This is a genomic window from Mesorhizobium sp. CA15 (assembly GCF_020165215.1).
Lineage (GTDB): Bacteria > Pseudomonadota > Alphaproteobacteria > Rhizobiales > Rhizobiaceae > Mesorhizobium.
On record NZ_JAIUHQ010000010.1, the window covers coordinates 149,486 to 173,878 of the forward strand.

Annotated in this window: 25 protein-coding genes and 1 pseudogene; 11 read left to right on the forward strand and 15 right to left on the reverse strand. The window is 64.0% G+C overall.

Features of this window, described 5'->3' with window-relative positions; translation table 11 throughout:
• Positions 1-62 precede the first annotated feature (62 nt).
• Both LB515_RS17815 and LB515_RS17820 read left to right on the forward strand, forming a co-directional pair.
• Entirely contained in the window at positions 63-491 is a 429-nt protein-coding gene (locus LB515_RS17815) for a phasin family protein (protein ID WP_224708479.1), read from the forward strand.
• Positions 492-669: 178 nt separating this feature from the next.
• Positions 670-1,167, forward strand: a complete 498-nt coding sequence (locus tag LB515_RS17820; RefSeq protein WP_140627184.1) for a MaoC family dehydratase — start codon at positions 670-672, stop codon at positions 1,165-1,167.
• Positions 1,168-1,236: 69 nt separating this feature from the next.
• On the opposite strand, the gene LB515_RS17825 is transcribed toward LB515_RS17820, so the two are convergent.
• From LB515_RS17825 to LB515_RS17835, 3 genes are all read right to left on the reverse strand, one after another.
• Positions 1,237-2,073, reverse strand: a complete 837-nt coding sequence (locus LB515_RS17825; RefSeq protein WP_224708480.1) for a DMT family transporter — start codon at positions 2,071-2,073, stop codon at positions 1,237-1,239.
• Positions 2,070-2,651 carry a TetR/AcrR family transcriptional regulator gene (locus LB515_RS17830; protein WP_224708481.1) on the reverse strand — a complete coding sequence of 194 codons (582 nt, stop codon included), beginning with the start codon at positions 2,649-2,651 and terminating at the stop codon, positions 2,070-2,072. Before LB515_RS17830 ends, LB515_RS17825 begins: the two co-directional genes overlap by 4 nt.
• A gap of 144 nt (positions 2,652-2,795) precedes the next feature.
• Complete coding sequence (locus LB515_RS17835) at positions 2,796-4,214, reverse strand: PLP-dependent aminotransferase family protein (RefSeq protein ID WP_224708482.1); 1,419 nt, start codon at positions 4,212-4,214, stop codon at positions 2,796-2,798.
• Positions 4,215-4,316: 102 nt separating this feature from the next.
• On the opposite strand from LB515_RS17835, the gene LB515_RS17840 reads away from it, so the two are divergent.
• Entirely contained in the window at positions 4,317-5,180 is an 864-nt protein-coding gene (locus LB515_RS17840; protein ID WP_224708483.1) for a DMT family transporter, read from the forward strand.
• A 67-nt stretch (positions 5,181-5,247) separates the two neighbouring features.
• Here the strand turns inward: LB515_RS17840 and LB515_RS17845 are convergent, their stop codons facing one another.
• The 3 genes from LB515_RS17845 to LB515_RS17855 form a co-directional block, all read right to left on the reverse strand.
• Positions 5,248-6,288 carry a zinc-dependent alcohol dehydrogenase family protein gene (locus LB515_RS17845; protein WP_224708484.1) on the reverse strand — a complete coding sequence of 347 codons (1,041 nt, stop codon included), beginning with the start codon at positions 6,286-6,288 and terminating at the stop codon, positions 5,248-5,250.
• A 124-nt stretch (positions 6,289-6,412) separates the two neighbouring features.
• Positions 6,413-7,063: a maleylacetoacetate isomerase gene (maiA, locus tag LB515_RS17850; protein ID WP_224708485.1), complete on the reverse strand. Its 651-nt coding sequence runs from the start codon at positions 7,061-7,063 to the stop codon at positions 6,413-6,415.
• Complete coding sequence (locus tag LB515_RS17855; RefSeq protein ID WP_224708486.1) at positions 7,060-7,758, reverse strand: fumarylacetoacetate hydrolase family protein; 699 nt, start codon at positions 7,756-7,758, stop codon at positions 7,060-7,062. The genes maiA and LB515_RS17855 overlap by 4 nt, the downstream gene beginning before the upstream one ends.
• A gap of 205 nt (positions 7,759-7,963) precedes the next feature.
• Between LB515_RS17855 and LB515_RS17860 the strand changes: the two genes are divergently transcribed.
• Positions 7,964-8,647, forward strand: a complete 684-nt coding sequence (locus LB515_RS17860) for a response regulator (protein WP_224708487.1) — start codon at positions 7,964-7,966, stop codon at positions 8,645-8,647.
• Between the two features lie 10 nt (positions 8,648-8,657).
• On the opposite strand, the gene LB515_RS17865 is transcribed toward LB515_RS17860, so the two are convergent.
• Together LB515_RS17865 and LB515_RS17870 are read right to left on the reverse strand one after the other, a co-directional pair.
• Positions 8,658-9,995 carry a hybrid sensor histidine kinase/response regulator gene (locus LB515_RS17865; protein ID WP_224708488.1) on the reverse strand — a complete coding sequence of 446 codons (1,338 nt, stop codon included), beginning with the start codon at positions 9,993-9,995 and terminating at the stop codon, positions 8,658-8,660.
• 6 nt (positions 9,996-10,001) lie between these two features.
• On the reverse strand, positions 10,002-11,186 hold the full coding sequence (locus tag LB515_RS17870; protein WP_224636216.1) for an FIST signal transduction protein: 1,185 nt from the start codon (positions 11,184-11,186) through the stop codon (positions 10,002-10,004).
• Positions 11,187-11,448: 262 nt separating this feature from the next.
• Here LB515_RS17870 and LB515_RS17875 point away from each other — a divergent pair, with 262 nt between their 5' ends.
• From LB515_RS17875 to LB515_RS17890, 4 genes are all read left to right on the forward strand, one after another.
• Positions 11,449-11,949, forward strand: a complete 501-nt coding sequence (locus tag LB515_RS17875) for a (2Fe-2S)-binding protein (RefSeq protein WP_140840520.1) — start codon at positions 11,449-11,451, stop codon at positions 11,947-11,949.
• A 132-nt stretch (positions 11,950-12,081) separates the two neighbouring features.
• Positions 12,082-14,427, forward strand: coding sequence for a xanthine dehydrogenase family protein molybdopterin-binding subunit (locus LB515_RS17880; RefSeq protein WP_224708489.1), 2,346 nt, complete (start codon positions 12,082-12,084; stop codon positions 14,425-14,427).
• Positions 14,428-14,547: 120 nt separating this feature from the next.
• Positions 14,548-15,345 (forward strand): FAD binding domain-containing protein, encoded by a 798-nt coding sequence (locus LB515_RS17885; RefSeq protein ID WP_140840516.1) that lies wholly within the window; start codon positions 14,548-14,550, stop codon positions 15,343-15,345.
• Between the two features lie 206 nt (positions 15,346-15,551).
• On the forward strand, positions 15,552-16,574 hold the full coding sequence (locus tag LB515_RS17890; RefSeq protein ID WP_140840514.1) for an acyltransferase family protein: 1,023 nt from the start codon (positions 15,552-15,554) through the stop codon (positions 16,572-16,574).
• A 6-nt stretch (positions 16,575-16,580) separates the two neighbouring features.
• Here the strand turns inward: LB515_RS17890 and LB515_RS17895 are convergent, their stop codons facing one another.
• The 4 genes from LB515_RS17895 to LB515_RS17910 form a co-directional block, all read right to left on the reverse strand.
• Entirely contained in the window at positions 16,581-17,069 is a 489-nt protein-coding gene (locus LB515_RS17895) for an SRPBCC family protein (protein ID WP_140840512.1), read from the reverse strand.
• 93 nt (positions 17,070-17,162) lie between these two features.
• A complete protein-coding gene (locus tag LB515_RS17900; protein ID WP_224708490.1) occupies positions 17,163-17,525 on the reverse strand; it encodes an Imm8 family immunity protein in 363 nt (120 codons plus the stop codon).
• Between the two features lie 150 nt (positions 17,526-17,675).
• Positions 17,676-18,182, reverse strand: coding sequence for a GNAT family N-acetyltransferase (locus tag LB515_RS17905; RefSeq protein ID WP_224522633.1), 507 nt, complete (start codon positions 18,180-18,182; stop codon positions 17,676-17,678).
• The gene (locus LB515_RS17910; RefSeq protein WP_224543622.1) at positions 18,182-18,937 is read right to left on the reverse strand and encodes a copper homeostasis protein CutC; all 756 of its coding nucleotides are present in this window, start codon (positions 18,935-18,937) and stop codon (positions 18,182-18,184) included. The genes LB515_RS17905 and LB515_RS17910 overlap by 1 nt, the downstream gene beginning before the upstream one ends.
• Before the next feature lie 231 nt (positions 18,938-19,168).
• On the opposite strand from LB515_RS17910, the pseudogene LB515_RS28335 reads away from it, so the two are divergent.
• The 3 genes and pseudogenes from LB515_RS28335 to LB515_RS17925 form a co-directional block, all read left to right on the forward strand.
• Positions 19,169-19,264 (forward strand): annotated as a pseudogene (locus LB515_RS28335) (polyketide cyclase); the annotation flags it as partial.
• A gap of 81 nt (positions 19,265-19,345) precedes the next feature.
• A complete protein-coding gene (locus LB515_RS17920; RefSeq protein WP_224708506.1) occupies positions 19,346-19,801 on the forward strand; it encodes an SRPBCC family protein in 456 nt (151 codons plus the stop codon).
• Positions 19,802-19,888: 87 nt separating this feature from the next.
• Positions 19,889-20,344, forward strand: coding sequence for a carboxymuconolactone decarboxylase family protein (locus LB515_RS17925; protein WP_224708491.1), 456 nt, complete (start codon positions 19,889-19,891; stop codon positions 20,342-20,344).
• A 42-nt stretch (positions 20,345-20,386) separates the two neighbouring features.
• Here the strand turns inward: LB515_RS17925 and LB515_RS17930 are convergent, their stop codons facing one another.
• The 3 genes from LB515_RS17930 to LB515_RS17940 form a co-directional block, all read right to left on the reverse strand.
• On the reverse strand, positions 20,387-20,818 hold the full coding sequence (locus LB515_RS17930; RefSeq protein WP_224601737.1) for a cupin domain-containing protein: 432 nt from the start codon (positions 20,816-20,818) through the stop codon (positions 20,387-20,389).
• A 68-nt stretch (positions 20,819-20,886) separates the two neighbouring features.
• Complete coding sequence (locus LB515_RS17935; RefSeq protein ID WP_224708492.1) at positions 20,887-22,503, reverse strand: DHA2 family efflux MFS transporter permease subunit; 1,617 nt, start codon at positions 22,501-22,503, stop codon at positions 20,887-20,889.
• Positions 22,500-23,717 carry an HlyD family secretion protein gene (locus LB515_RS17940; protein ID WP_224708493.1) on the reverse strand — a complete coding sequence of 406 codons (1,218 nt, stop codon included), beginning with the start codon at positions 23,715-23,717 and terminating at the stop codon, positions 22,500-22,502. Before LB515_RS17940 ends, LB515_RS17935 begins: the two co-directional genes overlap by 4 nt.
• Positions 23,718-24,393: the final 676 nt, after the last annotated feature.

Sequence of the window (24,393 nt, forward strand, 5' to 3'; positions counted from 1 at the left end):
CGGCCCACGGAGCACTATTCTCGTTCAAGGGCGCCCTATGGCGGCCGGCAGGGAGGCAGAGCATGGCAAGACAACCGGAACCGGACTCGTTCCTCGACATGTTCAGCAGGTTCGGCCGCGACCTCAAGCTACCGAATGTCGACGTCCAGGCGATCCTCGACCATCACCGCAAGAACCTCGAAGCCCTGGAAAAATCGGCGAGGGCAAGTGCGGCCGGCGCATCCTCGGTGCTGGCGAGGCAGCATGAGATGGTCCAGAATGCCCTGCATGAGATCACGCGGATGGCGCAGAACTATCAGACGCCCGGCAATCCGCAGGACCTGATGAGCAAGCAGGCGGAGTTTGCCCGCAGGTCGTTCGAGACGACGCTGAAGAATGCCAGCGAAGTGGCCGACCTTGTGCGCAAATCCAGCACCGAATCGGTCGAGATCCTGCGCGACCGGATCCGGGATGCGATGGCGGAAATCCGCGCCGGCTACGAAAAGAAATAGGCTACCTGGCGATTTCGGACCCATCACCGACCGACATGCGATGCAACCGGCGCAGGCGTCCGAGCGTTCTCGGCCTGCCCCAAAGCATCAACTCTACCGGCGAAAATCGCGGGGCGGCGAATTGACAGAGGCCGCCGCTTCATGGTCGGGAGACAGCAAGAGTGATGGGAAAGCCGGAATGACGGAAACACGGCCGAGAACGCCGCCGACCTTCGAGCAGTTGCGCATGATGTCCGGGCAGGAGCTCGGCGTGTCCGACTGGACGACGGTCGACCAGCAGCGCATCGACCAGTTCGCCGAGTGCACGGGCGACCACCAGTGGATCCATGTCGATCCGGAAAGGGCGAAACGGCAGAGCCCATTCCGCACCACGATCGCGCATGGCTATCTGACCTTGTCGATCATCGGCGCGCTGGCGCTGGAGATGGGCATCGTGCCGGAAAACACCCAGGCCGCCTTCAATTACGGGTTCGACAAGGTGCGCTTCCTGGCGCCGGTCAAGGCCGGGGCGCGCATCAGGCTGCGCACCACACTGCTTTCCATGGAAGATCGCGGCCCCGGCCAGTATCTGATGAAGGCCGCCAACACCGTCGAGATCGAAGGTGAGCAGAAGCCGGCGCTGACCGCCGAGACGCTGGTGATGATGTATGAGCGCCGCAAACGGGCAGGCGCTTAGAGGCCTTTTGGAAATTCTACTCCGGCGGACATCGCCAGAGCGAATTTCGAAACACCCTCTCGGCCGTAGTCATCCATGATAGCCAAGGCAGATCGCGCCTAGCGCGACAACGCCGCAGGCCGCAATGCGCTTCGGCGTCAGCGGTTCTCCCAGGAAAAGCCGTCCAATCAGCGCCGCGAAAACCACGCTCGTCTCGCGGATGGCCGTGATCGGACCGGCCGGCCCGAGCGCGAAGGCCGCAACCACGGCGCCATAGGCAATCAGGGCGAAAATCCCGCCGCCAAGCGCCTTCAGCGCGTCGGGCGAACGAAAGTCCACGGTGAGCTTGCCGCGGCAGAGAATGAAGGTGACCGGCAGCAGCGCGCCGTAGACCAACAGGACCCAGGCCGTGTAGGCGCCTGAGCTTCCCGCCGATCGGACGCCGATGGCATCGACTGTCGCATAGGCGGCGATGATCGCGCCGGTCGCCAGGGCATAGAGGATCGATGTGGTTGCCGCGCGCCCCTTGCCAAGCGAAAGGCTCATGATGCCGAGCGCGGCAAGAACGACGCCAAGGGTCTGAAGCGTGCTCAGGCGCTCGCCCGCCAGAACGAAACCGCCAATCGCTACCAGGAGCGGCACCGAGCCGCGAACGATCGGGTAGACCTGCCCCAATTCACCGTAACGGTAGGCTGCCACCAGAAAGAGGCTGTAGCCGACCTGAAGGCATGCCGAGAGAACGATATAGGGCCAGGCCGATGACACCGGCAGGGGATGAAAGAGCGCCAGCGGAACGGCGGCGATCGTTGCCGAGAAGCTCATGACCGTGACGGTCCACAGCCTGTCGCTGCCGGTTCGCAAGAAGGCATTCCAACTGGCGTGCAGGATCGCGGCGAACAATGCCAGGCCGATGACTGTCGCGCTCATTGCGGTCTCCCCCGCGCGGCGAGGATGGCCATTGCCGCCTTGCGGGCGTCGCGAATGGCCAAGTCTGGCTGCCCCATCCGGGCCATCAGCGTCGCGCCTTCGATCAGCATCAGCAGGGCAGCGGAAATGCTGTCGGCCTCTTCGGGGGGCATCATTTCTTCGAGGATCAGCCGCATCCGCCGCTTGAGATCGTTCTTCTGCCTGGCGGCGGCCTGGAACACCGGGTGCGCCGGATCGCCGAACTCGGCCAGGGCATGCGCAAACAGGCAGCCGTGGAAGTCGGCGCTGTGGAACCAGCGACCGTACCAGTCGAAGATTATGCTGATTTTCCGTTCGGGCGTGGCCGCCTGTTCTGCGAGACGGTCGAGTTGATGCTCGAAGCGCTCCGCACGGTATGACAGGACCTCGACCATCAAATCATCCTTGCTGGGAAAGTGCCGGTACATCGTCATCTTGGCCACGTCGGCTTCGGCGATGATGCGATCGATACCAGTGGCGTGAAAGCCCACGCGCTTGAACAACGCATAGGCGGTTTTAACGATGTGCTGGCGCTTGTCGGTTTTGGTCGGTTTGGTCATGATAGCAGCGGTAGTGAGACAGGTCTGTTTATCCATGCCTTGCGCGACCAGGCCTGTCAATTGTCGAGGACCGGAGGGCGGGAGGCAAGCGCAACCGGCATCCGGATTGAGCCCGCGAGATCGCTTGGGCAATCGACAGTCGCGCTACGCCGCCTTGCGGCGGGATGCCGCCATCGCTTTGTCAAGGGCCCTAAAAATGCGCTGGTCTTCGCATTGCGCCACGTTGAAGCGCATGAAGTGGCCGGCGGTGTGCGAGAGGCTGAAGGCGTTGCCGGGCGCCAGCACGACATTGTCCGAAAGCGCATGGCGTGCGACGTCGGCGGCGTCGATGCCGTCGGGCAGGCGGCACCAGAGAAACATGCCTGCAGGCTGGTCGATCCAAGGCACGATGCCCATCGCCTTCAGCCTGCCGGCGGTCTCGGCCATGGCGCGCGACAGGCGCGTGCGCAGCTGCTCGACATGCTTGCGGTAGCTTCCGTCCTTCAACAGGGTCAGCACCAGTTCGGCCGCCAGCCGGGTGCCGCCGAATGTCGTGGCAATCTTGAGATCAGTCAGGCCCTCAATCCAGTCGGGTGGCGCGGCGATGAAACCGCAGCGCACCGAGGCCGACAGCGTCTTGGAGAAGGAGCCGATCTGGACGACGCGCTGCAGCCCGTCGAAGGCCGCGAGCCTCGGAGCAGGGCTATGCTCGAAGTCGGCGAAGATATCGTCCTCGACAATGGTGAGGTCCGCCTGGTCGGCGAGCTTCAGGAGCCGATGCGCGATGACCGGCGACAGGATCGCGCCGGTCGGGTTGTGGATGCCGGAATTGGTGATGTAGAGGCGTGGCCGGTGCTCGGCGAGCGCCTCGGCGAAAAGCTCGATGTCCGGCCCCGAAGGCGTGTAAGGCACGCCGACAACCTTGGCCTGATGTGCGCGCAGCAGCGCATGGAAGTTGAAATAGCAGGGATCGTCGACCAGGACCGCATCGCCGGGCTCGATGAGGAAGCGGCACAGAAGGTCGATCGCCTGGGTGCCGCAGTCGGTCAGCATGATCTGGTCCGGCGAGGCCTCGACGCCATGGTCGGCCATGCGCCTTGCCAGCAACTGGCGCAGCGGCGGCAGACCGAACGGCGTGCCATAGTCCGCAAGCGTCACGTCGTCGGCGCGGGCTGCGCTGCGCAGCGCCCGGCGCAAGGCGGCCTGCGGCATCCAGGACGCCGGCAGCCAGCCGCAGCCGGGTTTCAGCATCTCCTCGCCGGCTTCGAGCGATTGCCGCGACACCCAGAGCGGGTCGACGGCTCGGTCCAGCCGTGGGCCGATTTCGGCGAGCGACAATGGCGCGAGCTGGCCGGCGGCGTAGAAGCCGGAGCCAGGCCGCGAACGGATCGTGCCTTCCGCCGCGAGGCGCTCATAGGCTTCGACCACGGTCGATTTTGAAAGCTGCATGGATCTGGCCATGGCCCGTATCGACGGCAGACGGGCTCCGGGCGTCAGCGTGCGCGCCGCGATGCGCTGGCGGATTGCCGCCATGACGGTTTCGACAAGGGTGGCGCCGCTTCCATTTGGGCCTGATGCGTCCATCTGTACTTCCCTGCCGACCATTACAGTTTTGTAGAATTGTACCTCATTGTCTCTGGCAACACCATGGCCCGCACCGGTACGAAAGCGCAAACGGAGCATATGATGGAAAAGAGTTTTGACGGCTGGCTCAGCGGCTTCATCGGTGTGCTGATCTTCAGCGGATCGCTGCCGGCGACGCGGGTGGCGGTGATGGATTTCGACCCGACCTTCCTGACGGCGGCCCGGGCGGCGATTGCCGGTCTGCTCGGGATTGCGATGCTGCTGCTGTTTCGCGAGAAGCGTCCGGAGCGCAGCGACTTGATCTCGCTCGTCGTCGTGGCGCTGGGTGTCGTGGTCGGCTTCCCGTTGCTGACGGCGCTGGCGCTGAAACATGTCACCTCGGCGCATTCCATCATCTTCGTCGGCCTGCTGCCGCTGGCGACTGCGATCTTCGGCGTGTTGCGCGGCGGCGACCGTCCGCGCCCGGCTTTCTGGCTGTTCTCGTGCCTGGGAAGCGCTTTAGTGGCGGGCTTCGCTCTGGCGCAAGGCGTGACCGCGTCGCCGGTCGGCGACGGCCTGATGCTCGGCGCCATCATCGTCTGCGGTCTGGGCTATGCGGAAGGCGCCAAGCTGTCGCGCAAGCTCGGCGGCTGGCAGGTGATCTGCTGGGCCTTGGCGCTGTCGCTGCCGGTGATGCTGGCGTTGAGCTTCGCGACACTGCCGCCATCCTTCGCCGCCATCGGTTCGAGCGCCTGGATCGGTCTCGGCTATGTCTCGCTGTTCAGCATGCTGATCGGTTTCGTGTTCTGGTATCGCGGCCTGGCACAAGGCGGCATCGCCGCCGTCGGGCAGCTGCAGCTGCTGCAGCCCTTCTTCGGCCTGGCGCTGGCGGCGAGTCTGCTGCACGAAAAGGTCAGCCCGATGATGGTGGTCGTCACGCTCGGCGTCGTGGCCTGCGTGTTCGGGGCGAAGAAGTTCGCGCGGTAAAGCGCCTACGGATTTGTTTTGACGCAATTCCGGACGGAAAACCGTTTCACACTTTTCCTGGAATTGCTCAGAACTTCGTCACCACCCCAATGCCGATGCCCTCGAAGCCGCCCATCGCCATCAGCGCGGCCGGCGCCTCTTCGAGACTGATCTTCTTGCCGACCAGCAATTCGGGCTTCAGCTTGCCGGTGCGGATCATCTCCATCATCGCGGAATAGCGGTAGGCCTGCATGCCGTGGCTGCCGAGGATCTCGAGCTCGAAGGCTATTACCTTGTCCATCGGCACCTGCGGGCGGGCATGCTCGCCCAGCATCAGCCCGACCTGAACGTGGCGGCCGCGACGGCGCAGGTTTGAGATCGAGTTGAAGGAGGTGGTCGGGTGGCCGAGCGCGTCCATCGACATATGCGCCCCGCCATTGGTGATCTGCTTGACGGCCTTGACGACGTTCGGCGTCGTCGAGGCATTGATGGTCGCGACCGCGCCGATCTTTTTAGCGAATTCCAGCTTCTCGTCGGTGAGGTCGATGGCGATGACATTGGCGCCCATGGCACTGGCGATCATGATCGCCGAGAGGCCGACGCCGCCGCAGCCATGCACCGCGACCCATTCGCCCGGCGTCACCCGGCCCTGGTCGACGATGGCGCGGAACGAGGTGACGAAACGGCAGCCGAGGCTGGCGGCGGTGGCGAATTCCATCTCTTCGGGCAGGCGCACCAGATTGGTGTCGGCGTGCTCGATGCCGACATATTCGGCGAATGAGCCCCAGCCGGTGAAGCCCGGCTGCGTCTGATGCTCACAGACCTGATGGTTGCCCGACGTGCATTCGAAGCAGCGGCCGCAACCGACGGCGAAGGGGACCGTAACGCGATCGCCGGCCTTCCAGCGGCCGACCTGCTTGCCGGCGGCGACGACGACGCCAGCCAACTCATGTCCGGGGACGTGCGGCAGCGTGATGCCGTCATCATGGCCCATCCAGCCATGCCAATCGCTGCGGCAAAGACCGGTAGCCTCGACCTTGATGACCACGCCGTCCGGGGCGGGCTTCGGATCGGGAACGGTCTGGATCGTCGGCGCCTCGCCGAATTTCTCGAAGACGACAGCTTTCATTGGCAAACTCCCGCGTTTTGAGATGACGATAGCCGATTCCGCGAGCGGTCGACCGGAAATCGATTCTGCCAGTGATGGCGCTTGCATTTTGGACGCTGACGCCAAGGTAGGGCGCTAAGCCGGGCTACTCGGCATCGATCTGGTTCTGCGGCGCGGCCTTCTGGAACGCCGGCAGCGCCATGCAGGCGGCGTTGACGCGGGCAATCACCGGATAGGGCGCCATGTCGACGCCGAAGCGGGCGTTGTTGGTGACCTGGGCGGCGAGGCAGATGTCGGCGAGGCCCGGCGCGTCGCCGTGGCAGAACGTGCCGGTCTCGGGCGAGGAGGCGAGAATCTTTTCAAGCGGCTGGAAACCTTCGTTCACCCAGTGCCGGAACCAGTTGACGACGTCCTCGTCGCCGGCGCCGAACAAGGTGCGCAGCGAGGTCAGCACGCGCAGATTGTTCACGGGGTGGATGTCGCATGCGATCATCTGCGCCAGCATCCGCACCCGTGCCCGGCCCAGCGCATCCTTCGGCAGCAGCGGCGGCTCGGGCTCAATCTCGTCGAGATATTCGATGATCGCCAGCGACTGCGTCAAAAGCCGGCCGCCATCCAGCACCAGCGCCGGCACCAGACCTTGCGGATTGACAGCGAGATAAGCGGGCTCGAGATGCTCGCCGTGGCGCAGATGATGCGGCACATAGGTGTAGTCCAGCCCCTTCATCGCCAGCGCGATCCGCACCCGGTAGGAGGTGGAGGAGCGGTAGTAATTGTGGAGGACGAGGTCGCTCATCGCCTTGGCTGCCCGATGGTCACCTCGATCTCGCCGATGCCGTCGACGCCGCCGGTGATCCTGTCGCCCGGCTGGACCGCGCCGACGCCGGCCGGCGTGCCGGTGAAGATCAGATCTCCTGGTTGCAAGTCGACCGCCTCGCTGCAGATCGAGACGATGTCGGCGATCGGCCAGATCAGCTCGGCCAGGTCGCCGTCCTGCTTCACCGCGCCGTTGACGGCGAGCCAGATGCGGCCTTTCCCCGGATGTCCCGATTTCGCGGCCGGGACCAGCGGTCCGCAAGGCGCGGACTGGTCGAAGGCCTTCGACCAGTCCCAGGGACGCGCCGCCTTCTTCGCCTGGTCCTGCAGGTCGCGGCGGGTCAGGTCGACGCCGACACCATAACCCCAGACATGGGCGAGCGCGCCGGCGCGCGCGATGCGAAAGCCGGCCTTGCCAATGGCGACGACCAGCTCGATCTCGTGATGCAGGTTCGAGGTCAGCGGCGGGTAGGGGATCTCGGCGCCGCTGTCGACAACCGCGTCGGCGGGCTTGGTGAAGAAAAAGGGCGGGTCGCGCTCGTCATTGCCGAGCTCGCGCGCATGCGCCGCGTAGTTGCGGCCGACGCAGAAGATGCGGCGCACGGCAAACCGCTCCACCGAGCCTGCGACGGCAACCGAAGCAATCGCCGGGGGCGGAAGGACGAACTCTGGCATGGTTTTTCTCTGCGTTGGCATGAATCGCATCCACCTTCCGCCGATTTTGCCGGGCGGGCAAGACTCGGGCGTCCCGGCACGTCGGCCTGTCGTTTCAGCGACAATAGGCCGTATCATTGGGCGTATACTATTTGCCAATAATCTGGCCATGGTCACGAGACTATCCTGTGCCTGCTGAAACCGAACCGAAGCCTGAACCCGTGCAATGACCCCCGTCAGCGACCGCGCCCGCTTCCTGATCATCGACGACCACCCGCTGTTTCGCGAGGCGCTGCACAGCGCGGTGCAGATGGCCTATCCGGATGTCGACACGGTCGAGGCGCGCTCGATCACGGAAGCGATCGAGCTCCTCGCCGACGCCAAGCCGTTCGACCTCGCGCTGCTTGATTTGAGCATGCCCGACGTGCATGGCTTCGAGGGCCTGCTGCAGCTCAGGACCCGCTACCCGCGGCTGCCGGTGGTGATCGTGTCGGGCTATGAGGAGCCGAAAATCATCTCCGAGGCACTGTCCTATGGTGCGGCCGGCTTCATCCCGAAATCGGCCCGGAAGAGCGATCTCGCCGCCGCTATCCGCTCGGTGATGGATGGCGCCGTCTACGTGCCGGAAAATTACGAGGGCCAGCCGCCGGAGCCCGACAGCACCGACCGCGCCGACATGGTGCAGCGCCTGGCGAAGCTGACGCCGCAGCAGCTCAGGGTCCTGCAGATGCTGCGCCAGGGCATGCTCAACAAGCAGATCGCCTACGAGCTGCAGGTGGGCGAGACCACGGTGAAGGCGCATGTCTCGGAGATTTTGCGCAAGCTCAACGTCTACAGCCGCACGCAAGCGGTGATCGAGGTGTCGAAGCTCGACAATGCGGAACTGTTTCGGGATCAGGCGGGATTTTGAGGCGGTATTTCTAAGCCAGCAAATGCGCCAGCAGCGCGCGTAGTTGCGCCGGCTTCAGCGGCTTGCGCATCAGCTCTATGCCGGCGGCGCGGGCGGCTTTGGCGACGGGCTCGGAGCCGTCGGCGGTGACGATCAGCGCCGGCACGGTCCGGCCGAGATAATCGCGCACTTCGGCTATCGTTGACGTGCCGAGGTCGCCGCCGTCGAGATGCTGGTCGGCGATTATGATGTCGGGGACCCAGGCGGTGTCGCCGAGCAGGTCGAGCGCATCGTCTGTCGAGGTCGCGGCGCGCACCAGGCATTGCCAGCGCTCGAGCAGCGAGGTCATTGCTGAGAGCACGTCTGCGTCGTTCTCGACCAAGAGCACCTTGGTGCCGAACAGGCCGTAGCCGCGCGGCCGCTCAATGTCGGCGGCAGCCATCGCCGGCTCGGCCGCGGCCATGCCGACAGGCACATCGATATGGAAGATGGTGCCGCGCCCGACCTTGGAGGAAAAGGTCACCGGATGGCCGAGGGCGGCCGCCATGCGGCGCACGATCGCGAGGCCGAGCCCGAGCCCGCCGGCGAGCCCGGCGTCGGCAAGCGTGGACGTGCCGCGGTGGAATTCCTCGAACACCGCCTCACGCTGGTCCTCGGGGATGCCGCAGCCAGTGTCGGCGACGTCGATGCGGATGGTGTCGCCGCGATGCCTTGTGCCGACCAGCACGCCGCCGGAGCGGGTGTAGCGCAGCGCGTTGGAGAGGATGTTCTGCAGGATACGCCTGAGCAGCGTGCGGTCGGAACGCACCGCGACATTGACGGGGCGGAATTTAAGCGACAGGCCTTTCTTTGCCGCTTCCGGAAGGAAATCCGAGCGCAGCGAGGAAAACAGCGCCTCCAGGCTGACGTCGACGATTTCGGGCTGCACCACGCCGGCGTCGAGCTTGGAGATGTCGAGCAGCGTGCGCAGCAGGTCTTCCATCGTCTCCAGCGAGCGCTCGACCTGGCGCACCAGCTTCCTGCCTTCATCGCTGGCCTGGACCTCTGCCAGCGCCGAGACCGACAGATGCGCGGCATTCAGCGGCTGCAGCACATCGTGGCTGGCTGCGGCCAGGAACCTGGTCTTGGAGAGGTTCGCCAGCTCGGCGCTCTCCTTCGCCGCGCTGAGGTCGATGTTCGACTGCTCGAGCCGGCGCAGCGTCGCGTGCAGTTCCTCGGTGCGGTTGCGCACCCGGTTTTCCAGCGAGATCGCGGTCTGGAACAGCGAGAAGGCGTTGCCCTGCTGGTCCATCGAGCGCTCGACGCGGCTGACCAGCGCGGCGTTGATCTTCTTCAGCCTTTCGAGGTCGTCGATGTCGCGAAGCGGCATCGGCGCTCACTCGGCCGCCTGGCGCTCGCCGAAGGCGATGCCGGTAAAGGTCTGGTTGAGGTGCATCGAGCGATACTGCTCGCCATAGGTGCCGAAGCCGATCACCTTATTGGTCCGATAGAGCTCGGAGATATCGCGAAAAACCTGGCGGTTGCGCGCGTCGAGCCGGCGCAGCACGCAGTCGAAACCGAGAATCATGTCGATACCGCCGAGACGATGCTCGACGTCCTGGAGAGCGGTGCGCGTCGCTTCCACCATGTTCTTGGGCTGAGCTATGGAAAGCACCACGCCGTCGTCGATGGCGCAGAAGAAGGACAGCGAGCCATCAGGGTGCATGCGCTGGATCGAGCGGCAATAATATTCGCCGCCGACCTTCACCACCACGGGGTGCGAGGCAAAGCTCAGCGGCGTCAGCGTCTGCGGCACGATGCCGACGGAGGCGGCATATTCTTCCGCCGCGTTGGTGGCGTTGAACTCGCGCACGACACGATGGTCCGGGTCGGACGCCGTCACCACCAGCTTCTCGTCGGTCGGAATGAAATTGTCGGTCTTGAAGACGTGGAAGGGGATCTCGGTCGCGACCAGCACGACGATGGCGCTGTCGGACGCGACCGTGCCGTTGGCGATCAGCCTCGTCGTCTCGAATTTCAGGTCGTCGCCGGCCGAGCCGCCAATCAGCGGAATGTCGTCCAGCCCCCAGTGGATGGCCGAGGTAACCGCTTCCTCGGCATAGGACAGCCCGTCGATGAAGCAGAGCGCGAATATGTTCTTGGCCCGATCCTGGCCGACGCGCCCGCGCAGCAGGCGCCGCAGCGAGGCGACCTCGCCGGTGATCCGGTCCATGCCCGACGAGGAGAGGTTCTCGACCATGGTGGCGACGGTCGAAAACGATGCCGACGGCAGAAGCAGGGCAAGGACATGTCCTTCCTCCAGCCCCTGCGGCGTGATCTCGCCGGCGGTCGAGCAGCCGGCATAGGCAAGCGACGGCGCGTGTACCTTCAACGCCTGCGCGAGCGCCGCGGCGTCGACCAGGCTCTGGGAGAAGAACAAAAGCGCGAAGCCGGCGTCGACGATCGCCGCTTCGGCCGCGATGGCCCGAGCAAAAACGTTCGGGTCGGGCTCATCCGTGGTGAGCGCCGAAAGGCCCGATGCATAGCGTGTGCTAGAACTGGCCAGCCGCCTTCTCCGCAATTTCCTCCAACGCTTATTATGCGTGTCTTTTCTTATGCGTGTCAGGCACGCTTCGCGTCGAGGGCATCTTTGCCCTCAATCCCTGATTTGGCAATGGGCCGGGCGGCACGCTCAACAGCTTGTCGGCCATGACCGAAAGTACAAGGGGCGGAGCGCTGGCAGCACTGTTTTGCCCGTTGTACGGTACGCAAATAGCGCGCTGCCGAAGCACAGGCACGGCATCGGCAAGGTGAGGACCAAGGTTAATACCCAGGGAGGCTGCATGTCGGACGTGTCGTTGACTGTGAATGGGAAACGGGTCAGCGGTAGTACCGAAGACCGAACGTTGCTGGTGCATTTCCTGCGAGAACATCTCGGCCTCACCGGAACGCATGTCGGCTGCGATACCTCGCAATGCGGCGCCTGCGTCGTGCATGTCGACGGCCGGGCGGTGAAGTCCTGCACCATGCTCGCCGTTCAGGCTTCGGGCTCGAGCATCGTCACCATCGAAGGGTTGGCCGACGGCGCCGAGCTGCATCCGGTGCAGGCCGCGTTCAAGGAGCATCACGGGCTGCAATGCGGCTTCTGCACGCCGGGCATGATCATGGCCGCGACCGACATGATCGCGCGTCACCCGCAAGGCCTCGACGAAGCGATTGTGCGCGCCGAGCTCGACGGCAATATCTGCCGCTGCACGGGGTACCACAACATCGTGAAGGCGATCCTCGCCGCATCGGAGGCGATGTCAAAGGGCGCCAAGGGCAAGGCGAAGCAGGCAGCGTGAGATGAGTGAGTAGTGAGTAGCGAATAGTGAGTAGCGAATGGTCGGCGTCTTTGTGACCGACCCCTACTCCAATCTTTTCCTACTCACTATTCGCTACTCACTACTCCCCTAAATTCCGGAGGAATTTCCGCAATGGGTATCGAAGGCGTCGGCGCCCGCGTGGCGCGCAAGGAAGACAAGAGGTTCATCACCGGCGGCGGCCGCTATGTCGACGACATGGTGGTCCCCGGCATGAAGCATGCGGTATTCGTGCGCAGCCCGCACGCGCATGCGCAGATCAAGAAAATCGACGTTAAGAAGGCGCAGGCCATGCCGGGCGTCGTCGGCGTCCTGACGGGCAAGGAGCTCAAGGCCGACGGCATCGGCAATCTGATCTGCGGCTGGATGATCCATTCCAAGGACGGAACGCCGATGAGGATGGGCGCGTGGTCGCCGCTCGCGGTCGACAAGGTGCGCTATGTCGGCGACGCCGTGGTGGTCGTCGTCGCCGAGACCAAGGGCCAGGCGCGCGACGCGGCCGAAGCGGTCGAGATCACCTATAAGGAACTGAAGGCCGTGGTCGATGCCACGAAGGCGATCCAACCCGGCGCGCCGCAGATCCATGCCGAGGCCGAGAACAATCTGATCTTCGACTGGGAGCTCGGCGACGCCAAGGCGACCGACGCGGCGATCAAGTCGGCGGCCCATGTCACGCGCATGAAGATCGTCAACAACCGGCTGGTGCCGAATGCGATGGAGCCGCGCGCGGCGCTCGGGCATTACGACAAGGCGGAAGACCACTATACCTGCTGGACGACGTCGCAAAACCCGCATGTCGCGCGGCTGGTGATGAGCGCCTTCTACAACGTCGCTCCGGAAAACAAGCTGCGCGTGATCGCGCCGGATGTCGGCGGCGGCTTCGGCTCCAAGATCTACATCTATCCGGAAGAGATCGTCTGCCTGTGGGCATCGAAGAAGACCGGCGTTCCGGTCAAATGGGTGGCCGACCGCACCGAGAGCTTCCTGTCGGACGCGCATGGCCGCGACCATGTCTCGACCGTCGAGATGGCCTTCGACAAGGACAACCGCATCACCGCTCTCAAGGTCGATACGATAGCCAATCTCGGCGCCTACATGTCGCTGTTCTCGTCCTGCGTGCCGACCTATCTCTACGCGACGCTGCTGTCGGGCCAGTACGACATCCCGGCGATCCACGCCAATGTGCGCGCCGTCTACACCAACACGGCGCCTGTCGATGCCTATCGCGGAGCTGGGCGGCCGGAGGCCACCTATGTGCTCGAGCGCACGATGGAGACCGCGGCGCGCGAGCTTGGCGTGTCGCCGGCGGAACTCCGACGCCGCAACTTCATCACGTCCTTCCCGCACCAGACGCCGGTGATCATGAACTATGACGCCGGCGATTATAACGCTTCGCTCGATGCGGCGATGAAAGCCGCCGACTATGCCGGCTTCACCAAGCGTCGCGCCGACGCCGCCAACCAGGGCAAGCTGCGCGGCATCGGCATGAGCTGCTATATCGAGGCCTGCGGCCTGGCGCCGTCATCGGCGGTCGGCTCGCTCGGCGCCGGCGTCGGCCTCTGGGAATCGGCGGAGGTGCGCGTCAATGCCGCCGGCACGATCGAGGTGCTCACCGGCTCGCACAGCCATGGCCAGGGCCATGAGACGACATTCGCGCAACTGGTCACCCAGCGCTTCGGCGTGCCGATCGACTCCGTCTCGATCGTGCATGGCGACACCGACAAGGTGCAGATGGGCATGGGCACTTACGGCTCGCGTTCCGGCGCCGTCGGCATGTCGGCCATCGTCAAGGCGCTCGACAAGGTCGAGGCCAAGGCCAAGAAGATCGCCGCGCATCTGCTGGAGGCTGACGAGGGCGACATCGTCATCGAGAATGGCGAGGTCAAGGTCGCGGGCACCGACAAGAGCCTGCCCTGGTTCCAGGTGGCGCTTGCCTCCTACACCGCCCACAATTTGCCGGCGGGCATGGAGCCAGGGCTAAAGGAGACGGCCTTCTACGATCCGTCCAACTTCACCTTCCCGGCTGGCTGCTACATCTGCGAGGTCGAGATCGATCCGGAAACCGGTATGACGGAGATCATCCAGTTCGTCGCGGCCGACGATTTCGGCAACATCATCAATCCGATGATCGTCGAAGGGCAGGTGCATGGCGGCATCGCCCAGGGCGTCGGCCAGGCGTTGCTGGAAGGCGCGCATTACGACGCCAGCGGCCAACTCCTGACGGCAAGCTACATGGACTACACCATGCCGCGTGCGGCCGACCTGCCGTCCTTCAAGGTCTCGACCTCGAACACACCGTGCCCGGGCAATCCGCTCGGCGTCAAAGGCTGCGGCGAGGCCGGCGCCATCGGTTCGCCGCCGGCGGTCATCAACGCCATCACCGATGCGCTCGGCGTCGTCGACATCGCCATGCCGGCGTCGCCCGCCACGGTGTGGTCGGCCATTCGGGCGAAGCATTGAAAAGCGAATAGCGAATAGGGAGTAGCGAACAGGGAAGAGGAGAGCGATGCGGCGAATAAGTAATCCTACTCGCTATTCGCTACTCCCTATTCGCTTTTTCCCCGAAGGGAGAAAAGAGACATGTATTCCGTCAACTACCATCGCGCTTCCTCCGTCGCCGACGCCGCAAGGCTGCTGAAGAACGGCGACGCCAAGCTGCTCTCCGGCGGCATGACGCTGATCCCGGCGATGAAGACGCGGCTCGCGGCACCGTCGGACCTCGTCGACGTCTCGCGGCTGAAGGACCTGCAGGGCGTCAAGGTGTCCGGCAAGACCGTGACCATAGGTGCCGCGACGACGCATTACGACGTCTCCACCGACGAGAAGCTGAGGAAGGCCTGCCCGGCGCTTGCACATATGGCATCGCTGATCGGCGACCCGGCGGTGCGTTACAAGGGCACGATCGGCGGCTCGATCGCCAACAACGATCCGGCGGCCGACTATCCGGCGGCATTGCTGGCGCTGGGCGCGACGATCGTCACCAACAAGCGCGAGATCGTGGCGGACAAATTCTTCAAGGGCCTGTTCGAGACAGCGCTGAAGGACGGCGAGATCGTCACGGCGGTGAGCTTTACCGCTCCCGCCAAGGCGGCCTACCAGAAATTCCGCAACCCGGCTTCGCGCTACGCCATCGTCGGCGTGTTCGTGACCAAGGGCAAGGACGGGGTGAGGGCGGCAGTGACAGGCGCCGGCGAGGACGGCGTCTTCCGCTCCAAGGAAATCGAGGCAGCGCTGGCGAAGAATTTCGATGTCGCGGCGCTCGGCGACCTCAAAGTGTCGGCAAAGGGGCTGATGAGCGATATCCATGCTTCCGCCGATTACCGCGCCAATTTGATCGCGGTGATGGCCAAGCGCGCCGTGGCCGCAGCCAACGCCTGAACGGCGACGCCATGCATGAAAGAAGGGGCCTCGCGGCCCCTTTTTCTTTCGCTGCGGCAATGGTTTAGGCGCAAACGCCTGTCGAATTGCGGCTTCGCGCTTGCACAAAGTTATCCCGCACTGCAAAATAAATCTGGCGGGAATACCAGATGGTCCAGGCTGCGGGCAATGTTTCGCATGCGGACCTCGAGTCGCGAAGGCACGGTATGACCGACATCTCCGCAGCGTCCGTTGTCCTGCCGCGGGCCGCGACCGACAGGGAAGCCAGGGCAAGACTGGCCTATCTCGACGGTTGGCGAGGCCTGTCGATCGCCATGGTGCTGGTCGGCCATTTCTTTCCGGTCCCAGGGCTCAATCTCGGCGTGCTCGGCGTCGAGTTCTTCTTCGTGCTGAGCGGCCGGCTGATGGGTGAAATCCTGTTCATCGAGCGCTTTCCGCTGAAGAAATTCTTCAAGCGCCGCTTCTCGCGCATCTATCCAGCGCTGCTAATCTTCGTGATTGCCGCCATGATCGGCCTGACCGGAACCTTCATCGCCTTCAAGTGGAAAGCGGCGCTGACGGCGCTGACCTTCACCTACAATTACGCCGGCGTCCTGATCACCCGCGCCGGCGCGCTCGACCACATCTGGTCGCTCTGCGTCGAGGAGCATTCCTATATCCTTTTGGCGCTGATCAGCGTGGTGGTTACCGGTCGGGCGAATGTCGTGCGGCTGCTGGTGGTGCTGGCGCTGCTGGCGATGGCCAACGGCGCCATTTCGTACGGGGTTCTCGGCATGGGCTACGAGACTACCTACTGGCGCACGGACGTGCATATCGCCTCGATCCTGCTATCGGCCGCGATCTGCCTGCTCAAGGCCGACGGGCGGCTGCCGGCTTTCCTGCAAAACCAGCATGTGGCGCTTGCGGCGGCGGTTGGCGGCGTGTTGCTGTTCCTCGATCCGGTGCCGACCACGATCCACTATCTTGTCGGCGTGCCGCTGCTGGCGCTCGCCGTCAACACGCTCGACTTGGCGGGGGGCTACCTGACGGGGCCGTTGTCGTCGCGGCCGATGGTGATGCTGGGGCTCTGGTCCTATTCGCTTTATCTGTGGCAGCAGCCTTTCTACAAATTCGTCGATGAGCGCGGCAGCGCGACAATCCCGATGCTGGCGGCCGCGTTCGCCTGCGCGCTCGCGAGCTACTACATCGTTGAAAAGCCCGCGCGCGGGTGGCTCAACCGCAATTGGTGAGCGCTCTCAGCCTGGCGTGGCCGCCTTCTGCGCGGCGAGATAGCGGCGAAGCCCGGCTTCGCCGCGCGGCGTGGTCCAGCGATGATTCCAGGCGAAGGCTGGTCTCAGAATCGGCGCCAGCAGCTTGAGGAGCGGCCGCTCGACCGTGACCTGCCAGGTAAGATCGACATGGGTGCCTCCTCCGGACGGCGACAGCTCCGCCCGCCACAAGCCGTCGAAATCGCCGAAGGTCTTCACCACCACCAGCCGGCCGGAGTCGAGCTCGGCCGCCTCGATGATGAAGTTCAGCTCATAGGGCAGGGCGCCCCGCGCTCTCGCTTTGGCGCGCGCACCGACGACGCCCTTGCCCTTCCTGTCGAGCGGCTCGACCTCCTTATAGGCATCGCCCCACCAGAGCGGCAGAAGCTGCGCGTCCGACAGCACGTCCCACACTTCCTGCGGGGTGCCTTCCGGGATGTCCCAGCTCTCGTCGAAGCGGAAGACATTGCTCGCCATGATGTCGTCCCCAAACAGCGGAGCGGCTATATTAGCTGTTGCTTGTTTTGCTGACCAGCGGGCTCAGGCTCTGGTAGTGTCTCAGTTTGAAATTCAGAGCTTGTATTCGAATTCCCATAGCCCGACCCGCGAAAGCTCAAAGGCTATCTCATTCCAGCTATTGCCCTTAGCCGAAGCACATCGACCGACGAGAAATTTTTCCAGTTGAAGGTGATCGAACGTCCGCATGAAAATCACGCTTTCACCAGAAAATACCGCTTCTGTGTGGGACCGAAGAAACCATGTCGGCGAACACACCGTGGCCGTGAAAGCATCCGACCCTTCTTTGCCCTCTTCTCCCGCGTAGAAATCAATGGTGACCGAAAAATCAGTTGGATCGGACGGACGCCATGTAGAGAGATCGAACGCGAGTTTATCGGCGTGCACAATCCTATGACCCTTATACTCCGCTTTCATGAAACTCGCTGTTCCTGCTTCTGATAGGGACCACGCTTTCCTGGCTTAGGCGCAATGGCTTCCATCTTCTCGCACAGATCGTCCATCGACCAAAGCGTCTGCGAAACGCCAGCCGCCATTGCCCGCGTGAGACACTACGCAGGCTCTCCTTCAGGCGACGGGCTTCGCCCAATAGCGCACCGACTTCTTGCCGCCGTGGATCACCGCATCGCCGACTTCGGCGAAGCCGAGCGCTGCGTGGAAGGCGTCGGAAGCCGGATTGGGCGGATCAGCGTTGACCTCGCAGGTGACGATTGCTTGGCCGGCGCGCCGGGCATGCTCGAACAGATCCTCGTAAAGTCGTCGGGCGTGGCCACGGCCGCGCGCCCCGGCCGCAACCACCACACGGTCGACATAGACAAAGCGCGTATAGCGCTCGCGGAACCAGAGGAAGTTCGGACTGTCGTAGCTTGCGTCTTGGTCGAAGCATAGGATGAAGGCTTCGAGCGCGCCGATCCGGCGGGTGTAGAAAGCCTCGCCGAGCAGGAAGGAAAGCCGTTCCGGCTCGAGCCAGGACAGCTCCGCCGCATGCTGGTTGTTGAGCGCGAGGATCGCGGGCTCGTCGGCGGGTGAGACGCGTTCGATCGGCAGCAATTCCTTGCTCATCACTTGCGCCATCAAGCTCTCGCGGCCGCGATCATCGCAGCCACCTTGGCTTGATCGGTCACCGTGTTGCGGTATTCGCGGTCGAGGTCGTTGCCGCCCATGCCTACATTCGGGTTGCGGTAGCGCATGGCGCTCGGCACGTCCGCAAGTGCTGCAAAATGCATCTCGGTCAGTCCCGTACGCCTGCGGACCTCGCCAATTGTGTCGGGGGCGAGTGCGCCACAGCCGAGTATGATGATGCGCGAGCCGGCCTGGCGAACGAGTTCCGCCAGAAGCCCGACGCCTTCGACCGCCGTGTCGCGCTGGCCGCTGGTCAGCACGCGGCCGACCTTGCAGCGGATCAAGGCTTCGAGCGCCTCAGCCGGATCGCGCGTCATGTCGAAGGCGCGGTGGCAGGTGACGTTGAGCGGGCCGGCGGCCTCAACCAATGCGCTCATGCGCGCCTCGTCGATGGCGCCGTCGGCGGTCAGGCAGCCGACGACGACGCCGGCGACGCCCAGCTCGCGCAGCGTTTCGACATCGGCAAGCATCGAGCGGTATTCGGCCTCGCTGTAGAGGAAGTCGCCGCCGCGCGGGCGCACGATGACATGGAAGGGAATGGTCGCGCTTTCGAGCGCGGCGCGCACCGTGCCCAGGCTCGGTGTGATGCCGCCTTCGATCAGGCTGGCGCAGAGCTCGACCCGGTCGGCGCCGGCGGCCTGCGCGGCGAGCAGCCCGTCAATGCCTTCGACGCAGATTTCGATCAGGGGGAGTCGGGCGTGGGTCACCAATGTCCATCCATATTTCAACAGATCGCCAGCCCTAGCATCGCGGCGATTGCCGCGAAAGCCGCAACGATCGATCCAGGGTCCGGCGGTGATTATCGGGGCTTGGTGCAGAATGCCGTTGACATTCATAACTGTCAGGTTATAGATGACCCATAGCTGGTGAGTTATTGATGTAATGGGAAGGACGGCGTGCCGCCTGGAGATGGTGAAGAGGATCGCACAAAGACCGGCCTGAGGACTGTCGTCACCTGGACGCTGACGCCGACCGAAACCGGCACCCATCTGCGCGTGGAACAATCGGGCTTCAGGCCGCGTGATGCGCAGAGCTGTCGACGCGCCAGCCGTCACTGGAAGCGCTGTCTCGCGGCTTTGCTGAAATTGTTGGAACAATTGGACAAGGAGGATGCCATGGACGGTATCGCCAAAGACCCGACGAAGGATGAAACCAAATCGATCGTTGTCGAGCGGCTCATTCCACACGGCGCCGACAAGATTTGGCGTGCGCTGACGTTTCCGCATCTCGTTGCCGAATGGCTGATGGAGAACGACTTCGCGCCGGTCGAAGGCCATCGCTTCACCTTTCGCGCAAAGCCCGTGCCCGGCTGGTCGGGCGTGACGAACTGTGTGGTGCTGAGGGTCGAACCGCCAAGGCTGCTCGCCTACAGCTGGGGCGACGGCAGCGAGTCCGACAGTGGCCTGAAGACGGTGGTAACATGGTCGTTGACGCCAGAAGGCGATGCCACCCGGGTACGGATGGAGCAATCCGGCTTCAGGCCGCAGGACGAGCCTGGCTACAAAGGCATGGGAAGCGGTTGGCCGCGCATCCTGGAGCGGCTTGAGCAGGTTGCCGCCCGGCTGGGCTGATCCCGACATTTGCGCCGGCATGTGGTGCAAGTCCCCTGATGCGTCTGCATCCGGGGCTCGCAGAAAAACGTCTGAAGGAGACCGACGATGGAAGCAAGATTGAAGAACCCGGTGATGCTCATTCCCGGCGCGCTGCAGGCGCTGCTGGCGCTCGACAAGTCGACCGAAGCCGGCGGCTTGCCTTATGTGACGCGCAAGCTCGTTCATCTGCGTGTCAGCCAGATCAATGCCTGTGCCGTCTGCGTCGACATGCATGCGCGTGAATTGAAGAAGGCCGGCGAGAAGGACGAGCGGATCTTCGCCGTTTCGGCATGGCGCGAAACGCCTTATTTCAATCACGCAGAGCGCGCGGCGCTTGCGCTTGCTGAAGCCGCGACGCGCATGGCCGACCGCTCCGACGCGGTGCCGGACGACGTCTGGGACGAGGCCGCGCGTCACTATGACGACAAGGCGCTCGCCGCCCTGGTGATCCAGATCGCGCTGATCAATGCGTTCAACCGCCTGAACGCCACCACGCGGCAACTCGTGGGCGCCTGGAGATAAGGTGGAAGGAGGGCGCCCGCTCTGAAGCGGGCCCCTCGCCGGCTATTGTTTCAGGATCGTGTTCTTGGCGCCTTGCTCGACCTGATCGATCACCAGCAGCTTCACCGGATCGGTGCCGATATTGGTGGCCTGGTGCCACTGGCCGATCATCTCGACGATGAAGTCGCCGGTCTTGTAGGTGTTGGCGGCACCGGTCTCGACATTGGCGACCCTGAGCGTGCCTTGCTCGACATAGGCATAGCGCGGGAAGGGGTGCTTGTGCACCGGCAGGGTAGCGCCGGGGGCTATCTGGTATGACGAGACTTGAACCTCGACATTCTTTTGCGGCAGCGTGATCGGCTGGCCCGATGCGGTCGTCGTCTTCGCCGCCAGCGGCGTCACCACGACCGGCGTGTTGCCGCTGTCCAAGGCGTTGGCCGCGGTCGCGTAGACGGCGGCTATCGCCAGCAATGCCAGTATTGTGATGTTGCGCATAGTCCCCTCCAAATTGCCGCACCATCGCCCGACATTGACGCACAAGCATCCTTTTGCAAGCGGCTCTGTTACACGGCGGGGCTGTCCTGCCGTTTGGCTGTCCCAGACTTCGGCGGCCGCAACAGCAGGGCGAGCGGCACGAGCAGCGCCGTCGCTACTGCGCAATAGAAGAAGACATCGACATAGGCGAGCAGCGAAGCCTGGCGGCCGATCTCCTGGCCGATCCAACCCACGGCCTGTTGCCTGGCTTCCGCCAGCGGCGAGCCTTCGGCGACGAAATGGTCCGTCACCTGGCGAAGCGTCTGCTGATAGGTGTCGCTCGACTGTGCAGTGTGGCTGACCAGCACCGACTGATGGAGCTGGGCGTTCTGGGCAATCACCGTGTTGGACAGCGACACGCCGATGCTGCCGCCGAGGTTGCGCGCGACATTGATCAGCGAGGACGCCTGATCGGTCTTCTGCGGCGGCAGGCCGACATAGGCGGCGGTCGAGATCGGGATGAACAGGAACGGCAGGCCGATCATCATATAGACGCGCGCATAGGCGAAGAAACCGAAGCTGGCATCGGGCGTCAGCGAAGTCGTGTGCCAGAGCGCGACCGCGACCACCGACATGCCCAGCATGATGAGATAGCGCGGCTGAACGATACCGGCGGCAAAGCCCGAAATCGGCATCAGCATCAGCATGGCGATGCCGCCCGGCATCATCGACAGGCCGGATAGGGTAGCGGTGTAGTCGAAGGTCGTCTGCTGCAGCTGCGGCAAAAGCTGCGTGGTGCTGAAGAGCACCGCGCCCACCGCCATCATGACCAGGAACGACATGCCGAACTGACGGCTGAAAAGCAGGCGGATGTCGACGATCGGATCGCGCCTCGTCCACTCCCAAGGAACAAGCAGCAGGAACGACACCGCCGAGATCACGGCAAAGGTGGTGATGAAGGTCGAGGCGAACCAGTCGTTGCGCTGGCCCTCGTCGAGAAAGACTTCGAGGCAACCGAGCGCCATCGCCACCAGGATGAAGCCGATCCAGTCGACCTTCAGCCCCTTGCGCAGCCGCTCGCGGCGCTCGCGCTCGAGAATGTCGGGCTCGATGACCAGCCATTGCACGAGCGCCAGCGACATGATGCCGAACGGCACGTTGATGAAGAAGATCCAGTGCCACGAGAAATTGTCCGTCAGCCAGCCGCCGATGGTCGGGCCGACCGTTGGCGCAACGATGACCGCAATGCCATAGAGGGCAAAAGCCTGGGAGCGCTTCTCCGGCGGAAAAGTGTCGGCGAGGATCGACTGCTCGCTCGGCGCCATGCCGCCGCCGCCGAGTCCCTGCAGGATGCGGAAGGCGATCAGCGTCGGCAGATTGGGGGCCAGCCCGCACAGCAGCGATGCGAGCGTGAACGTGGCCACGCAGATCATGTAATAGCGCTTGCGGCCGATGACGCTGGCGAGCCAGCCGCTGACCGGGATGATGACGGAGTTGGCGACGAGGTAGGTGGTGATCACCCATGTGCTTTCATCCATGCCGGCGGCCAGGCTGCCGGCAATGTTGCGCAGCGCGACATTGGCGATCGAGGTGTCGAGCACCAGCATGAAGGTGGCGATCGAGACGACGATCGCGATGAGCCATGGGTTGCGCCCGCCGGCCGCCGACCGGCTTTGGTCGCCCTGGACTGTTGCGGCATCGCTCATCTGACCTTGACCGTCGGCACCACAGACATGCCGGGACCGAGATAGACGCCTGGCGGCTGGTCGAAGACGATCTTGACCGGCACGCGCTGCACCACCTTGACGAAATTGCCGGTGGCGTTTTCGGCCGGGAGCAGGCTGAACGCCGTGCCGCTGCCGGCCTGGACGCTGTCGACATGGCCATGGAAGGTCTTTTCCGGATAGGCGTCGATGGCGATGTCGACGGGCTGGCCCGGCCGTATCAGGTCGAGCTGCGTCTCCTTGAAGTTCGCCTTCACCCAGACGTCCTTGGGCACGAACATCATCAGCACCTGGCCGGGCTGCGCATAGGTGCCTTTCGCCACCGGGATGTTGGTGGCATGGCCTGCCACGGGCGCCGTGATCATCGTGCGGGCGAGAGTGGTCCTGGCCTGATCCTCGGTGGCTTCAGCCTGCCGAAGCTTGGCCTCGGCGCTCTTGCCTTGTGCCTGCAGAACCGCAACCTGGCTTTTCGCCGCCTCGGCATTGGCGTTGGCGGCATCGAGCGCTGCCTGGTCCTGGCGCAAGGTCGAAGCGGCCTGCTGTGCCTGTTGTTGCGTCGCCGTGCCCTTGGCGAGCAGCTCGCGGTTGCGCTGGTCCTCGGATTTGGCGAATTCGAACGCGGCCTGCGCCTGGGCCACCTGCTTTCCGGCGACATCGATCTTGGCGTTCTGCGCCTGGGTCTGGGCCTGGACGTTGGCGATCTCGGCCTGCGCCGCCGCCACGCCGGCTTGTGCCTGCTTGAGCGAGGCCTGGTAGTCGCTGTCGTCGATGCGCAGAAGCACGGCGCCGGCCTCGACCGGCTGGTTGTCGGTCACGGCAACGTCGGTGATGCGCCCGGCAATTTCCGCGCCGACCGTTACCGTTCGCGCGTCGATGAAGGCGTCGTCGGTCCATTCATAGTGCCGTGCGTTGATCCACCAGATCATCACCGCCGCGACGACCAACAAGACGAGGATCGCGATGAGCGTGGCTATGTAGGGGTGGCGTTTGATGAGACCGGGCTTGTTGCCGTCGGGCGAACCGTCATTCGCCTGCCTGTCTTGCGCCTGCTCGTCGTCGCGCTTGTCTTCTACGGGTCTGTCTTCGACGCGCTTGTCGTCGCCCGGCGGGCGTTGCTGCCGATCGGACCGCGGCTGAGCACGCGATTCTTCGGCGGGAGCGGTTTCGCGCTCTTTTCTGTCAGTTTTTGCGTCCAAGGCAACGGATCCCAGATATCGTCGACCCCTCTCGCAGCAGGGTCAACGGGTGTTTTCCGCAAAGGTTCCTGTCGCCGGATGCCGGGTTCACCTCAGTCCCGCCGGAGGCATTGGCCTGCAAATGGATGATGGCAGCGTCGCTGCGCGAGTAATAGGATCGTCGCTGCGACCGAAACGTCAGGGAGGGGCTGCTCATGCAGTCTCCGATGGAAAAGGACAAAAGCTCAACTCGGCCATTGCCGGGAGAAGCGGAACGTCGGGCCAGGCTGCAAAAAATGCAGGGGCTGCGAAGCCTGCGATCTTACGGCTCCTGCCTTCGGCTTGACCCAAGCGCCCAGTTTCACGATCTGATCGATTGTACCGCGCTGCTGGAACTGTTGAATGAAGGCGACGACGGACATCGACGGCGAACCGCCGCGCTCCCAAGCCACCTGGCTTGCTAGCCTCGCACCGGGGCCGCCGGCCCTGGCAAGCAGCGGCGAACGCTTACAAGTCAGGCGGCTGCATCCCACAGCAGGACATTCGAGCCCGCCTGCCGTTGGCATTCTGTTCGACCGCGGGGATAAGCTCAATCGACCCTAAATCATCGCGCGATCTGACAGGTCCCAAGCCGTGCAAGGACAAGCAACGCGAAATCCGAAATGCTGCCGCCCGACAACACCAACGAATGGGACCG

Coding starts and splice junctions, on each gene's coding strand:
- LB515_RS17815 (WP_224708479.1), top strand. CDS start 63: ATGGCAAGACAACCGGAACCGGACTCGTTCCTCGACATGTTCAGCAGG.
- LB515_RS17820 (WP_140627184.1), top strand. CDS start 670: ATGACGGAAACACGGCCGAGAACGCCGCCGACCTTCGAGCAGTTGCGC.
- LB515_RS17825 (WP_224708480.1), bottom strand. CDS start 2,073: ATGAGCGCGACAGTCATCGGCCTGGCATTGTTCGCCGCGATCCTGCAC.
- LB515_RS17830 (WP_224708481.1), bottom strand. CDS start 2,651: ATGACCAAACCGACCAAAACCGACAAGCGCCAGCACATCGTTAAAACC.
- LB515_RS17835 (WP_224708482.1), bottom strand. CDS start 4,214: ATGGACGCATCAGGCCCAAATGGAAGCGGCGCCACCCTTGTCGAAACC.
- LB515_RS17840 (WP_224708483.1), top strand. CDS start 4,317: ATGGAAAAGAGTTTTGACGGCTGGCTCAGCGGCTTCATCGGTGTGCTG.
- LB515_RS17845 (WP_224708484.1), bottom strand. CDS start 6,288: ATGAAAGCTGTCGTCTTCGAGAAATTCGGCGAGGCGCCGACGATCCAG.
- maiA (WP_224708485.1), bottom strand. CDS start 7,063: ATGAGCGACCTCGTCCTCCACAATTACTACCGCTCCTCCACCTCCTAC.
- LB515_RS17855 (WP_224708486.1), bottom strand. CDS start 7,758: ATGCCAGAGTTCGTCCTTCCGCCCCCGGCGATTGCTTCGGTTGCCGTC.
- LB515_RS17860 (WP_224708487.1), top strand. CDS start 7,964: ATGACCCCCGTCAGCGACCGCGCCCGCTTCCTGATCATCGACGACCAC.
- LB515_RS17865 (WP_224708488.1), bottom strand. CDS start 9,995: ATGCCGCTTCGCGACATCGACGACCTCGAAAGGCTGAAGAAGATCAAC.
- LB515_RS17875 (WP_140840520.1), top strand. CDS start 11,449: ATGTCGGACGTGTCGTTGACTGTGAATGGGAAACGGGTCAGCGGTAGT.
- LB515_RS17880 (WP_224708489.1), top strand. CDS start 12,082: ATGGGTATCGAAGGCGTCGGCGCCCGCGTGGCGCGCAAGGAAGACAAG.
- LB515_RS17885 (WP_140840516.1), top strand. CDS start 14,548: ATGTATTCCGTCAACTACCATCGCGCTTCCTCCGTCGCCGACGCCGCA.
- LB515_RS17890 (WP_140840514.1), top strand. CDS start 15,552: ATGACCGACATCTCCGCAGCGTCCGTTGTCCTGCCGCGGGCCGCGACC.
- LB515_RS17895 (WP_140840512.1), bottom strand. CDS start 17,069: ATGGCGAGCAATGTCTTCCGCTTCGACGAGAGCTGGGACATCCCGGAA.
- LB515_RS17900 (WP_224708490.1), bottom strand. CDS start 17,525: ATGAAAGCGGAGTATAAGGGTCATAGGATTGTGCACGCCGATAAACTC.
- LB515_RS17905 (WP_224522633.1), bottom strand. CDS start 18,182: ATGGCGCAAGTGATGAGCAAGGAATTGCTGCCGATCGAACGCGTCTCA.
- LB515_RS17920 (WP_224708506.1), top strand. CDS start 19,346: ATGGACGGTATCGCCAAAGACCCGACGAAGGATGAAACCAAATCGATC.
- LB515_RS17925 (WP_224708491.1), top strand. CDS start 19,889: ATGGAAGCAAGATTGAAGAACCCGGTGATGCTCATTCCCGGCGCGCTG.
- LB515_RS17930 (WP_224601737.1), bottom strand. CDS start 20,818: ATGCGCAACATCACAATACTGGCATTGCTGGCGATAGCCGCCGTCTAC.
- LB515_RS17935 (WP_224708492.1), bottom strand. CDS start 22,503: ATGAGCGATGCCGCAACAGTCCAGGGCGACCAAAGCCGGTCGGCGGCC.